Origin of the sequence: Inquilinus limosus MP06 (assembly GCF_000767795.1) — a bacterium.
Lineage (GTDB): Bacteria > Pseudomonadota > Alphaproteobacteria > DSM-16000 > Inquilinaceae > Inquilinus > Inquilinus limosus_E.
Map to the genome: position 1 here is coordinate 1 of NZ_JANX01000140.1, position 12021 is coordinate 12021.

At 69.7% G+C, this 12021-nt stretch carries 12 protein-coding genes and 1 pseudogene; 4 read left to right on the forward strand and 9 right to left on the reverse strand.

From position 1 onward, the window contains the following. Window positions 1-83: 83 nt before the first annotated feature. From P409_RS13360 to P409_RS41550, 3 genes and pseudogenes are all read right to left on the reverse strand, one after another. Complete coding sequence (locus P409_RS13360; RefSeq protein ID WP_052120544.1) at window positions 84-1436, reverse strand: sensor histidine kinase; 1353 nt, start codon at window positions 1434-1436, stop codon at window positions 84-86. Between the two features lie 2 nt (window positions 1437-1438). Continuing rightward, entirely contained in the window at window positions 1439-1669 is a 231-nt protein-coding gene (locus P409_RS40725; protein WP_238578677.1) for a winged helix-turn-helix domain-containing protein, read from the reverse strand. 163 nt (window positions 1670-1832) lie between these two features. Further along, window positions 1833-2381, reverse strand: a pseudogene (locus P409_RS41550) (response regulator); the annotation flags it as partial. On the opposite strand from P409_RS41550, the gene P409_RS13370 reads away from it, so the two are divergent. Further along, window positions 2299-2754, forward strand: coding sequence for a hypothetical protein (locus P409_RS13370; RefSeq protein ID WP_152613367.1), 456 nt, complete (start codon window positions 2299-2301; stop codon window positions 2752-2754). The pseudogene P409_RS41550 and the gene P409_RS13370 overlap by 83 nt on opposite strands. A 46-nt stretch (window positions 2755-2800) precedes the next feature. On the opposite strand, the gene P409_RS36220 is transcribed toward P409_RS13370, so the two are convergent. The 4 genes from P409_RS36220 to P409_RS13390 form a co-directional block, all read right to left on the reverse strand. After that, window positions 2801-3244 (reverse strand): hypothetical protein, encoded by a 444-nt coding sequence (locus P409_RS36220; RefSeq protein ID WP_052120545.1) that lies wholly within the window; start codon window positions 3242-3244, stop codon window positions 2801-2803. A 214-nt stretch (window positions 3245-3458) separates the two neighbouring features. Next, complete coding sequence (locus P409_RS13380) at window positions 3459-5459, reverse strand: M1 family metallopeptidase (RefSeq protein ID WP_034837036.1); 2001 nt, start codon at window positions 5457-5459, stop codon at window positions 3459-3461. A gap of 377 nt (window positions 5460-5836) precedes the next feature. Beyond that, the gene (locus tag P409_RS13385) at window positions 5837-6781 is read right to left on the reverse strand and encodes a L,D-transpeptidase family protein (RefSeq protein ID WP_034837039.1); all 945 of its coding nucleotides are present in this window, start codon (window positions 6779-6781) and stop codon (window positions 5837-5839) included. Further along, window positions 6781-7077 (reverse strand): hypothetical protein, encoded by a 297-nt coding sequence (locus tag P409_RS13390; protein ID WP_034837043.1) that lies wholly within the window; start codon window positions 7075-7077, stop codon window positions 6781-6783. Before P409_RS13390 ends, P409_RS13385 begins: the two co-directional genes overlap by 1 nt. Window positions 7078-7310: 233 nt before the next feature. Here P409_RS13390 and P409_RS13395 point away from each other — a divergent pair, with 233 nt between their 5' ends. From P409_RS13395 to P409_RS13405, 3 genes are all read left to right on the forward strand, one after another. Further along, a complete protein-coding gene (locus tag P409_RS13395) occupies window positions 7311-8264 on the forward strand; it encodes a sugar-binding transcriptional regulator (RefSeq protein ID WP_034837048.1) in 954 nt (317 codons plus the stop codon). Window positions 8265-8359: 95 nt separating this feature from the next. Then, window positions 8360-9151: a hypothetical protein gene (locus P409_RS13400; RefSeq protein ID WP_152613368.1), complete on the forward strand. Its 792-nt coding sequence runs from the start codon at window positions 8360-8362 to the stop codon at window positions 9149-9151. A 7-nt stretch (window positions 9152-9158) separates the two neighbouring features. Continuing rightward, window positions 9159-10157 (forward strand): amidoligase family protein, encoded by a 999-nt coding sequence (locus P409_RS13405; RefSeq protein WP_081991482.1) that lies wholly within the window; start codon window positions 9159-9161, stop codon window positions 10155-10157. Window positions 10158-10187: 30 nt separating this feature from the next. Here the strand turns inward: P409_RS13405 and P409_RS13410 are convergent, their stop codons facing one another. Both P409_RS13410 and P409_RS13415 read right to left on the reverse strand, forming a co-directional pair. Further along, the gene (locus P409_RS13410) at window positions 10188-10784 is read right to left on the reverse strand and encodes a C39 family peptidase (protein WP_161790392.1); all 597 of its coding nucleotides are present in this window, start codon (window positions 10782-10784) and stop codon (window positions 10188-10190) included. 193 nt (window positions 10785-10977) lie between these two features. Continuing rightward, window positions 10978-12021: ribonucleotide-diphosphate reductase subunit beta (locus P409_RS13415; protein ID WP_034837059.1), on the reverse strand; the 1044-nt coding region annotated here is incomplete at its 5' end.

Consider the following 12021-nt stretch of genomic DNA (forward strand, 5'->3'; position numbering starts at 1 on the left):
TTGTCCTGGGTTGCCAGGTGCTCGCCACCGCGGCGGAGGCGCTGCTCCGCGCCGCCTGACGCGGGCGGGCGCGGCGACCCCGGTCATCCGGCCCTGCCCGGCGGGCCAAGCCGCAGGCGGAAGGTGGCACCGCCGCCCGGCGTCTCCTCGATCGCGATCGACCCGCCATGGGCGGCCGCGGCCTCGTGCACGATGGTCAGGCCGAGACCGGCGCCTGGAGTGGTCTCGTCCCGGCGCCAGAAGGGCTCGAACACCAGCCCGCGCTCCGCCGGCAGGATCCCCGGGCCGTGATCGATGACCAGGATGTCCGCCGGGGCCCGGACCACGACCTCCACCGTTCCCCCCGCCGGCTCCATGCGCATCGCGTTCTGCACCAGGTTGATCACGGCGCTTTCGATGGCCCGGACGCTGCCGGTGACGGGCAACTGGTCGACCTCCGGCACCAAAGCGAGGTCCCGCCCGGTCGAGATCGCCAGCGGCGCGCATTCGGCCACGACGTTCCGGGCCAGCGCGACCAGGTCGACGGCCTCGTCGAGCTGGACGTCGCGGCGCTCCAGCCGGGCGACGAACAGCAGCTGGTCGACCATGGTGCGGATGCGGACGATGTCACCACGCATGCCGTCCGCCTCGCTCTGGTCCTGCAGGCTGTCGATGCGCGCCGTCAGGATCGCCAGCGGGGTCCGCATCTCATGCGCCGCCATGGCGGCGAAGCGCTGCTGCTGGCTGACGCCGGCGTCCAGCCGGTCGAGCGCGGCGTTGATCGACCGGACCAGCGGCCGCAGCTCCGCCGGCACGCCGCCATGGTCGGGAAGGCGGAAGTCGCGGTTGCGCAGGTCGACATGGGCGGCCCCGAGCGTCGCGGCCCGCAGCGGGCGCAGGGTCCGCCAGACGACCAGCGGCACGACCAGGACGGCGCCGAGCAGGACGAACCCGATGATGCGCATCAGATGGTCGGCCAGGAAGGTGCGGATGGCCGGAAGGTCGGCCGTCCTGACGAGGTTGTCGGCCCCGATGGCGACGATGGTGCCGTACGGCGTCTCGAACTCGGTCGCGACGAGGGTCATCCCCGCCAGCGGCCCCTCCCGGACGGCGAGCGGCCCGTCGCTGAACCCCGGGGCCAGGTTGCGCGTCGCGGCGATGACCTCGGGCGCGGAGCCTTCCAGCATCAGCCCGTCCTTCATCGCCGCGGTCTTGACCCGCGGCCGGTCCTGGCGGAACTGGCGGAGCGTGGAGGTGTCCGCGATCGCGAGCGAGCCGTCGGGCTGCCGGACCAGCGTGTCGGCGACCAGGGCCTTGAGATTTTTGTGCAGGAAGAAATACTCGTCGCCCGGCCCGTTCCAGACGGTCAGCGAGACCGCCAGGGCCAGCCCGGACAGGACGGACTGGATGACGATCAGCCAGGCGATCAGGCGCCACGCCAGCGACGTCCGCAGCATCGTCACACGGCCCTGAGCATGTAGCCGACATTCCGGACCGGGTGGATCTCGGCGCCCGATTCCAGCTCGACGAGGCGCCGGCGCAGCCGGGAGACATGGCCGTCCAGCGACTTCGGGAGGACGTCGTCCTCCATGCCGTAGACGGCATCGAGCAGCGCCGCGCGCTGCACCACCCGGCCCGCCCGGCGGATCAGCGCCTCCAGCACCAGCAGCTCCCGCCGGTTGAACACCACGGGCCCGTCGCCGATGGTGACCTCGCGCCGGTCGGGGATCGAAGCGCAGGCGGCCGCAGACCAGGGGCAGCGCCGGCTCCGCGCCGGGCCGCCGCAGCGCCGCGCGGATCCGGGCCAGCAGCTCCTCAGCGAAGAACGGCTTGGTCAGGTAGTCGTCCGCCCCGGCGTCGAGGCCGCGGATTTTCTCGTCCAGCCGGTCCAGCGCCGTCAGCACGATCACCGGCGTGCCGGGCTGCAGCCGCCGCACCACCGGCAGCAGCGACAGCCCCTCGGCACCGCGCAGCCGGCGGTCGAGCAGGACCAGCCCGTACCGCGCCGCGGCCAGGGCCAGCTCCGCCTCGGTGTGGGTGGCCGCGCGGTCGACCAGGAAGCCGCTCTTGGCGAGGCCGCCGGAGACCAGCCTCGCCATGTCCGGCTCGTCCTCGATCAGCAGGATCCGTGTCATTCCAGCCCCCCTGTCGCCGGCGGCGCGAGGCCGGGCGGATAAGCCGCTGCGATGGGTCCGGATGCCCCGGCCCGCGCCGGACGGGCGCGAAGGGCCGGGGCCGACACCTTCCCACAACCTAGATCGTCTAGCAGTCGTCGCGGCAAGCGAAAGTTCTCGCGTCAGAGCCTGGGGGAAAGAAAATATGTCCGTTCGAACCACCGTCCGTCCCGTGCCGGGGCGGGCCGCCTGCTGGGTCGCGTTGACCCTGGCCCTGTCCGCCTGCATGGGCTCCGGCGGCAGCGGCCCGCAGATCGACGCCGCCAAGTCCTTCGCCGGCGGCCGCAACTACCCCAACGACCTCAAGATCTGCCAGGACAAGGCGTCGTCGTCCGGCGAGACGCAGGAGAGCGCGGCGGCGAAGGTCGGCATCGGCACCGCGTTGGGGGTGGGGCTGGGCCTGGCCATGGGCGGCGACCTCGGCACGACCGCCCTGACCACCGGCGTCGGCGCCGTGGGCGGCGCCTCCTCCGCCGGGCTCCTCGGGGAGAGCACGACCGACCGCGCCGCCATCGCGCTCAAGAGCCGGGACGACATCATCCGCATGTGCCTGAGGGCGCGCGGATACAAGCTGATCGAGACGCCGCCGAAGGCGACCTGAGCCGGCCCGGACCGGAAGGGGCCGTCGCTGCGGCGGTCCCTTCATCTCAGGACAGGGATCTCAGGAAGCTCGTGCACATGTTGCCGACCAGGTCGAAGTCGACGATCGTGCCGGTCTCGTCCGCCGTGTAGGACAGCTCGCAGGCCAGCTCCTTGTACCGGGTCTCGTTGTATCCGACGGGGCGGTACTGGTCCTGGATGATGGGCGACTGCGAGCCGCCGACATTGGTCTGCATGCCGACGATCTGCTGGCCCGCATATTCCGAGCCGGTCTGGACGAAGGCCTCGTAGGCCTGCAGCTCCTGCCCGGACCAGTGGTGCACGGTGTAGAAGCCCTCCTTCGACGTCGATCCCGCCGGGCCGAACTTGGCATAGGCCACGCTGATGTTCTGGCCGACCAGCTTGTCGACGCCGCTGAAATTGGCGCAGGCGGCCAGCAGGAGCAGCGAGACCCCTGCGGTCATCGCGATCGTCTTCTGGGGCAGGAGCATCGGGTTCCTCATCGCTTCGGGACGTTCGCCGGGGCCGCGATCCGGTCGCCGGCGGCGGCATGGCCGAGGCGACTGCTAGCCCATCCAGGTTGCGGGAAAGTGCCGTCCCCGGCTTTTCCCCGTCTCCCGGTCCCGGCAAACGAAAAGGGCATCGCCGCGGCGATGCCCTCTCGTGACCGTCCCGGCCGGATCGAATGTCCCGGCGCGGCGCCCGCTACTTCGCGCCGGCCTTCCAGACATTGTTGCCGCGGTCCTCGTCCGGCAGCTTGTGGTCGGGGTCGAGGATCACATCCGCCACCGTCTTGCCGGCCTCGGTCGTCACCGTCGTCGCCGCCTGGCGGATGAAGCTCTCGGCCGGCAGGCGATAGTCGCGGTGGCTGCCGTCGGTGAAGTCGACGCGCAGCATCGCGGGGATCACCAGCTTGTCCTTGGACTCCACCGTGACCGTCATGCCCTTGGCCGCGTCGCCATCGACGGGCTCGACCTTGTCGATGGCGAGGTCGAGCGACCAGTTGTGGTCGTACCAGCCGCGCCACCACCAGGACAGGTCCTCGCCGGCCGCGCTTTCCATGAAGCGGAAGAAGTCGGCCGGCTTCGGGTGCTTGTAGGCCCAGGCGGCGATGAAGGCGCGGAAGGCTGGGTCGAAGCGGTCGGGCCCGAGGATCTGCTCGCGCAGCAGGATCAGCCCGAAGGCCGATTTGAAGTAGGTGACCGGGTGGCGGTACTTCTCGATGATCGTGTCGGCGCGCGACAGGATCGCCGGCGCGTCCGGGTCCTTCAGCACTGGGAGGATCTCGTCGGCCGGGTTGCCGCCCTTCGGCGCGTATTCGCTGTCCCGCTTCGGGGCGTATTCGCCGTGGTTGAAATCGTTCGACTGGTAGACGTCGATGAAGGTGTTGAAGCCCTCATCCATCCAGGCGTCGCGGCGCTCGTCGAAGCCGACGATCATCGGGAACCAGGTGTGGCCGATCTCATGGGCGGTGATCCAGAACAGGGTCTTGCCCTCGTCGCTGATGCCGTCGAACAGCAGGCCCGGATATTCCATGCCGGCGATGTTGTCGGGCCCGGCGACATTGACCGCGACCGGCCAGGGATAGGGATACCAGCGGGCGGAGAAGCGCTCGACCGAGTCCTTGAGATATTCGGTCGACCGGCCCCAGCGGTCGCGGCCCTGGCTCTCGGCCGGGTAGAACGACATGGCCAGCGCCGATTTGCGGTCCGGCAGGTTGATCCGGGCCGCGTCCCAGGCGAAGGCCGCCGAGATCGACAGCGCCACGTCGCGCGTGTGCTGCATCGCGAAATGCCAGGTCAGCGTACCGTCCGCCTTCGGCCGCGTCGCGGCATTGCCGATCTCGTCCGGGGCGATGATCGCGACGGTCGCGTCGCTGGCGCGGGCCTTGTCGAGCCGGGCGCGCTGCTCCCGCGTCAGCACCTCGCCGGGGTTCTTCAGCTCGCCCGAGCCGGCGACGATCATGCCGCTCGGCACCGTGATCTCGTAGTCGAAATCGCCGTATTCCAGGTAGAACTCCTGGGCCAGGAAGGGCAGCGTGTCCCAGCCGCGGATGTCGTCATAGACCTGCATCCGCGGATACCATTGCGCCAGGCTGTAGATCGGGCCGGCCTTGGCATTGCCCCAGCCCATGCGCCCGCCCCATTCCTCTCCCGGAATGGTGAAATGGTAGCGGATGTGGATCCTGGCCTTGCCGCCCTTCGGCGCCAGCGGCGTGTCGAGCGCGATGCGCCCGCGGGTATCGCTGACCTGCACGGTGACCGGCGTGGTCTTGCCGTCGCGCTCGACCGAGACCTCGTCCAGCACATAGCCGTCGGAGGAGCCCTTGTCCGCCTTGCCGGCGGCATACACGCCGCGGCTGTCCGTCCGGTACATGTTCTGGTCGAGCTGCAGCCACAGCTCGCCGAGCGCGTCCGGGCTGTTGTTGGTGTAGCTGATCACCTCCTCGGCGCTCAGCGAGGGGGTCTTCGGGTCCAAAGTCGCCTGGATCCGGTAGTCGGCGCGGTTCTGCCAGTAGTCCGGCCCGGGCGCGCCGTTGCCCGAGCGATAGGCGTTGACCGCCTGCCCCATCTCCCGCGGCGCGAAGGTCTCGCGCGGCTGGTAGTCCGCCGCCAGCGCCGGAACGGCGACCAGGAGGGCGGCCAGGGGCGGCACGGGACGAAGCGACAGGATAAGGGCACGAGACCGTCGGTTGATCCGCTTCATGATTTTCCGGCTCCGTTGCGGCATCGGGAGAAGGCAGCGGCGCGCCGTCGGGTCGACGGGCCGATGCATTCGCGCGACCTGAAAGGGAATTCAAGAAACCGATGGGAATCGCTTAGAGCATGATTCGCGCGCGGCTTGCATCTATCGGATCAGCAAACTCGTAATATTGAATTCTCGCTAAATTGTATTCACCGATAACATCAGACAAATTGGAGAACCGCGGCCGCACGCCGAACGGGCCGGGTGCTGCAGAGAGCAGAGGCCCTGAAGTCGCGCGACAGAACACAGGAACAATTCGGCAAAGCTTCGGCGAAAGCGGGACTGCCCGGCATTCGCCGGCGCGCCCGGCAGGTGCGCGGCCCCCGCCCTGCCCGCTCCTAGCCGCCCTCGGCCAGATTGTAGAAGTCCTCACCGTAGCGGATGCCGCCGGTGGCGTCGGGATAGGCCATGTAATAGGTCATCCGCACCGGGATCCGGCCCGGCACCCGGGCGAAATGGGTCTTGCCGGTGGCGATCCCGGCCTCGACCCCGGCGATATCGGTGCCCAGCACCCAGGCGGCCAGGCCGAGATAGTTCTCGACCCGGATGCAGCCGTTCGACACCGCCCGGTTGTCGGTGGCGAACAGGCGCCGGTTGTTGGTGTCGTGCAGATAGATCGCCTGGTCGTTGTCGAGCTCGAACTTGAGCAGGCCCAGCGCGTTGTCGTCGCCCGGCGGCTGCCAGAACTTCCAGCCCATGGTGCCGACCATGTCCGGCGTCACCTGCGCCGGGTCGAAGGTCTGCCCCTCCGGCGTCTTCACCACCACGCCGTGCTTGCGCATCTCGGTGTACTGGCCGGCGGCCATGAAGGCCTTGTACTTCTTGGTCAGGCCGGGCGGCACGGTCCAGTCCGGGTTGTACTTCACCGCGATCATGTTCGACTGGATCATCGGTGTCTGGGTCAGGGGCGACCCGACCACGGCGCGGGTGCGCAGCACCTCGGCCCCGTTCTCGAAGGCGATGATCTCGGCCGTCGGCACGTTGACGGTAATCGACTTGCCGCGCGCCGGCGGCGCCTGGTAGCGGGCCAGGGTCTGGCGCAGCGCCTCGGCCCGATCCGCCGGGGTGAAGTTCAGCGCCCGGAAGGTGCGGCGGCCGACCACGCCATCGTCGCGCAGGCCCCAGCTCAGCTGCAGCGCCTTGACCCGCCGGGTCAGCGCCTCGTCATAGACCAGGGTGGCCGGCGCCACCGGGCCGATCAGCTCCGGCTCGGTCGACGTCACCGCCGCGGCAGGGGTCGCCTCGGCCGGTATCGTCCCGGGCTGGGCGACGGCGGGCACCATCACCGCGGCGGGGGTTGTGGTCTCGGCGGGGCTGCGGCCTCGGGAACCGTCACGCCCATCGCGTCCAGCCGCTGGCGCAGCAGCGGCACGCGCGGGTCGACCGCGGCCGGCTTGAGGGTGGAGTTGAACGGAATGGCCGAGGGCGCCGCGGCCAGCTCGGCCTCCGCCCGCTCCAGCGCCTGGCGCAGCAGCATATGCGCCTTGTCCTCCGGCGGCACCGGGGTCGGCTTGGTCGCGGCCGTGGCGACATGCGGCGCCAGCGCCAGCGCCAGAACCAAGGCCCACCGAATCATCATCTGCCCCTTCCTCGCCCGCCGGTGTTCCGGGTCGGGCCCCTTCCACGCTTTCGAACCGGAATCGACCGTCCCGCCGCGTCGCGGTCAAGCCTTTCGACACGGGCGGGAGCGGATATCATCGTCGCAGCGGTTCCGCCGGCAAACCGCAATCGCTGCACGCCACCGTTGCGCCGGATGCCCCGATCGGGGGAGATGTTAGGAAGGGCGAACGCGGAGCGCGGCGGATGCCGGGAATGGACCAGGCGGAAAGGAAGCGGGACCAGGCGGCACGGGCGGCCTGGCTGTCCTATGTCGCGGGCCTGACCCAGGACGAGATCGCCCGGCGGCTGAACGTCTCGCGCATGGCGGCGCAGCGCCTCTTGGCCTTCGCCGCGCAGGAGGGCATGGTCAAGGTCCGCATCGACCACCCGATCGCCGCCTGCATGGAGCTGGGCGAGCGCATCGCCCGCCGCCACGGCCTGCGCTTCTGCGAGGTGGTGCCGGCCGACCCGGTGGCGCCCGCCCGCCCGAACCTGCCGGCGCTGGCCATCGCCGGCGCCACCTGGATCGAGCGGCTGGTCGACACCGACAAGCCGCTGGTGATCGGCGTCGGCAACGGCCGCAGCGTGCGCGCGGCGGTGGAGGAGATGGCGTCGTCGCCGCGGCCGCAGCACCAGGTGGTGTCGGTCACCGGCAACATCGCCCGCGATTCCTCCTACAACCCGTTCGACGTGGTGATGCGGCTGGGCGACCGGCTGGGCGCCCAGCGCTTCCTGATGCCGGCGCCGCTGATCGCCGAGAGCGCCGAGGACCGCCGGGTGCTGGAGGAGCAGAAGCCGTTCCGCGAGATCATGGCGCTGGCGGCGCGGGCCGACGCCATCCTGATCGGCATCGGCCAGCTCGACGACAGCGCGCCGGTGCTGCAGGACAAGGTGATCAGCCGGGACGAGTACGAGGCGCTGTGCCGGGCCGGCGCCATCGGCGAGGTGCTGGGCAACTTCCTCGACGCCAAGGGGCAGGTCCTGCCCTCGCCGTTGCGCGACCGGGTGATCGGCCTGCCGCTGGACGCCGTGGCCCGGCGCCCGGCCGTCGCCATCGCCGGCGGCGCGGTCAAGGTGCCCGCCATCCGTGCGGTGCTGGCCCGCGGCCTGCTGCAGGGGCTGATCACCGACGAGACCGCAGCCTCGGCGCTGGTATCGCTGGGCTGAGCCCGGCCCACCGGGGCGGCTGAGACCGCCGTCCCAAATTCGCCGCAATGGACCAGCCCAATCCCCTTCGATTCGATGTGGGGGAGAGTGCAGTCATGAGCAGACCCGTGAGCGCGACGCTGGCGCTGGCGGCCAGCGGCCTGGCCCTGCTGGCGGCCGGCGCGGCCCAGGCGGCGGCGACGCCGCAGGAGACCTTCGCCAAGGCCGGCTTCACCCTGTGCGACGCCCGGCTGATGCAGAAATCCCAGGGCGACGACAGCGTCGAGCAGACGATCGCGAGCGCCGCGCTGCAGCTGGCCAAGGGAGATGTGGACTATGTCCGCAAGTCGATCGCCCGCGGCCGGCGCCTGAACAACGGCGACCTCAGCCTGTGCCCGGCCGAGGAGTTCTATGGCGCCGAGGACATCGCCCTGTTCGCCAAATACTGGGACATCCCGACCTCGGAAGCGAAGCGGAAGATGTCGGAGAACCTGGTCGACGGCTATGCCGACAGCATCCGCGACGCCATCGCCACGGCCAGCGACAAGCCGGCCGCGCCGGGCCCGAACGAGACCGCCTATGCCGAGGCCGGCTACACCATGTGCGACGCAAGGCTGATGCAGCAGGCCTTCGGCGACCGCTTCATCAAGGAGCGGATCAGCACCGCCGGCGAGAAGCTGCGGCGCGGCGACGGCGACATCGTCGAGGGCTGGGTCAGGCAGGCGCGCGAGGAGAATGCCGGCAACCCGACGCTGTGCCCGGCGGAGGAATCCTTCAGCGAGGAGGAGATCGCGCGCTATGCCAAGGCCGGGAACCTGACCGACGCGGCGGCACGCGAGACCATCGCGCAGGAACTGGTCGACGGCAAGGCGGCCGCGGTGCGCGCCGCCATCGCCCGGGCAGGCTGAGGCCCGCTTGCCGCGTTGGACCATCGGCGTCGAGATCGAGCTGCTGGCGCCGCCGGGCCGCTCGCGCCGCGACCTGGCGGAGCGGGTCGCCGCGCTGCGCGACGGGCGGGCGGAGCGTATCTTCCATCCGCAGGCCGAACCCAGCCTGGTGCCCGGCGTGCCGGTGTTCGAGACCCTGACCCTGGGCTTCGCCGTGGCCGATGCGGCCGGGGCGCCGGTGGCGCGCTTCGTTGACGACCTGACACTGCGCAACGACCTGGCCGCCAAGGCGCCGCCGCAGCCCGGCTGGTACCGCATCGCCGCCGACGATGCGCGCTTCGCCCGGCTGCTGGCCCGCCACTGCGATCCCGCAGCGCCGCTGGAGGCGGTGCTGGACGGCGCGCTTCCGGTGTTCGGCGGAACCGTCGAGCTGAAGGAGGGCGGCATCCGCCGCCTGTCCGATCCCGAGGGCGCGACCATCGCCATCGCCGCCCCCCTGCCCGGCGAGCGCGAGCGGCCCTGCGAGATCATCACCCTGCCGATCGCTGCGGATCACGCCCGGGTGCTGGAGGCGCTGCTGGCCCCGGCCCGCAGCCTCGGCTTCGGCCTGCCCGACGAGGGCGCGGTGCATCTGCATTTCGACGGCCGGGCGTTGCAGGACGCCGCGGCGCTGCAGGCCCTGCTGCGGATCCTGGCCGAGCACGGGCCGGAACTGCGGCGGATCTGCCGCACCAACCCGCGCTGCCGGCGCCTCGGCCCCCATGGCCGCGAGCTGCTGGAGGCCGCCTTCGCCGACGACTTCGCCGCCCTGCCCTGGCCCGAGGCGGCCGCGCGGCTGGTCGAGGCCGGGGCCATGAAATACTGCGACTTCAACATCCTGAACCTGCTGACCGGCAAGCCGGAGAAGACCACCTTCGAGGTGCGCATCCTGCCGCCGACGCTGGACGCCGCCGCGATCGTCACCCATGCCGAGCTGTTCGAAGGCCTGATCCGGCGCGCGGTCGAACAGAGACCGGCCCGGGCCTGAACCGGGCCCGCCGCCCGGGCGCGCCCGTCCCTAAGGCGTCGTCTTCTTATCGAACTCGACCAGCATGTAGATCTTCAGCAGAAGGTTGTCGCTGTCCGACGCTATCCGCTGGCTGGCTCGCGGCCCCAGGCTGCTCTTCTTCATGTACATGAAGCCCCTGACGAGGTCCCGGGTCGCCACCTTGAGCTTGGGATCGTTCTTCTGCGCGGGATCGGCGATCGTGACCTGCTGCTTGACGTCGTCGTATCCGATGATCAGCGTCGCGTGGCGATACGGCTTGTTATCGATCCTGTTGAAGTTGGCCGCCGTCAGACCGCAGAGCAACGGCTTGTCCAGATGGTACTTCAGGTTGAGTTCCAGATCCTGGATCATGGCGTCATCGGCGGATGACTCGGACTGCTTGCGCCAGTCCAGCAGAATGTTGCTGTCGATGCCGTATTCCTGCCGCAGCACCTTGCTGACGTCGTTGCCATCCGTCTTGTTCTTGTAGGCATTGGCCAGGGTCTCCTGGCTGTCGACCTTCTCGCCCATGTATCCGGCAACCGCCTTGACGGTCGAGGCCCAGCACAGGGAGAGATCCGCCTGCGGCTCGATGGCGAACCTGTCGTCGACTCCGTAGATCGTCATGTTGGCGCCCTTCACCCGTCGTCCGATTGCAGACCGATCGGGGCGCAGCATTGCCTGGCGGAATTTCTCTTCCGCTACCCGATGGCGGTTTCGGGTTGCCGCTGTAACGGCATCGGCCGGAGCAAGCAGGCAGGGGAACCGCCTGCTTGCTCCGGCCGATGATGAACGGGCACCCCGGCCGTCGCTGACCAGCTCAGTCCCAGCTCAGCGCGCCACCGTTCTGGTACTCGATCACCCGGGTCTCGAAGAAGTTCTTCTCCTTCTTCAAGTCCATCGCCTCGGACATCCAGGGGAACGGGTTCTCGGCCTCGGCGAAGACCGGGGCCAGGCCCAGCTGGGCGCAGCGCCGATTGGCGATGACATGCATGTACTGCTCGCACAGCGCCGCGTTCAGGCCGAGGAAGCCGCGCGGCATGGTGTCCCGTCCATAGGCGGCCTCGAGCTCCGCCGCCTCGGCCAGCATCCGCCGCAGCTCCTCCTGGAAATCCTGCGTCCAGAGATGCGGGTTCTCGATCTTGATCTGGTTGATGACGTCGATGCCGAAGTTCAGATGGATCGACTCGTCGCGCAGGATGTACTGGTACTGCTCGGCGATGCCGACCATCTTGTTGCGCCGGCCCAGCGACAGGATCTGGGCGAAGCCGGTGTAGAACCACATCCCCTCGAACACGACGTAGAAGGCGACGAGGTCACGCAGGAACGCCTGGTCGGCGGCCGGCGTGCCGGTCCGGAACGACGGGTCGGACAGGTTCTGGGTGTAGCGGATCGCCCAGGCCGCCTTGTCGGTGATCGACGGCACTTCCCGGTACATGTTGAACAGCTCGCCCTCGTCCAGGCCCAGGCTGTCGACGACATACTGGAAGGTGTGGGTGTGCACCGCCTCCTCGAAGGCTTGGCGCAGCAGGTACTGGCGGCACTCCGGGTTGGTCAGGTGACGGTAGATCGCCAGCACGATGTTGTTGGCGACCAGCGATTCCGAGGCCGCGAAGAAGCCGAGATTGCGCTTCACCGCCCGGCGCTCATCCTCGGTCAGCCCGTCGCGCGACTTCCACAGCGCGATGTCGGCCTGCATCGAGACCTCGGTCGGCATCCAGTGGTTGTTGCAGCCGGAGAGGTACTTCTCCCACGCCCAGCGGTACTTCATCGGCAGCAGCTGGTTGACGTCGGCGCGGCAGTTGATCATCGCCTTGTCGTCGATGCTGACCCGGCCGCCGGACCGGTCGATGGCGCCGAGACC

What these genes read in the sequence shown, in the direction of transcription:
- P409_RS13390 (WP_034837043.1), bottom strand. Translation starts at nt 7,077, where the DNA reads ATGATGATTCGGTGGGCCTTGGTTCTGGCGCTGGCGCTGGCGCCGCAT.
- P409_RS13395 (WP_034837048.1), top strand. Translation starts at nt 7,311, where the DNA reads ATGGACCAGGCGGAAAGGAAGCGGGACCAGGCGGCACGGGCGGCCTGG.
- P409_RS13400 (WP_152613368.1), top strand. Translation starts at nt 8,360, where the DNA reads ATGAGCAGACCCGTGAGCGCGACGCTGGCGCTGGCGGCCAGCGGCCTG.
- P409_RS13410 (WP_161790392.1), bottom strand. Translation starts at nt 10,784, where the DNA reads ATGACGATCTACGGAGTCGACGACAGGTTCGCCATCGAGCCGCAGGCG.
- P409_RS13380 (WP_034837036.1), bottom strand. Translation starts at nt 5,459, where the DNA reads ATGAAGCGGATCAACCGACGGTCTCGTGCCCTTATCCTGTCGCTTCGT.
- P409_RS13385 (WP_034837039.1), bottom strand. Translation starts at nt 6,781, where the DNA reads ATGGTGCCCGCCGTCGCCCAGCCCGGGACGATACCGGCCGAGGCGACC.
- P409_RS13370 (WP_152613367.1), top strand. Translation starts at nt 2,299, where the DNA reads ATGTCCGTTCGAACCACCGTCCGTCCCGTGCCGGGGCGGGCCGCCTGC.
- P409_RS13360 (WP_052120544.1), bottom strand. Translation starts at nt 1,436, where the DNA reads ATGCTGCGGACGTCGCTGGCGTGGCGCCTGATCGCCTGGCTGATCGTC.
- P409_RS36220 (WP_052120545.1), bottom strand. Translation starts at nt 3,244, where the DNA reads ATGCTCCTGCCCCAGAAGACGATCGCGATGACCGCAGGGGTCTCGCTG.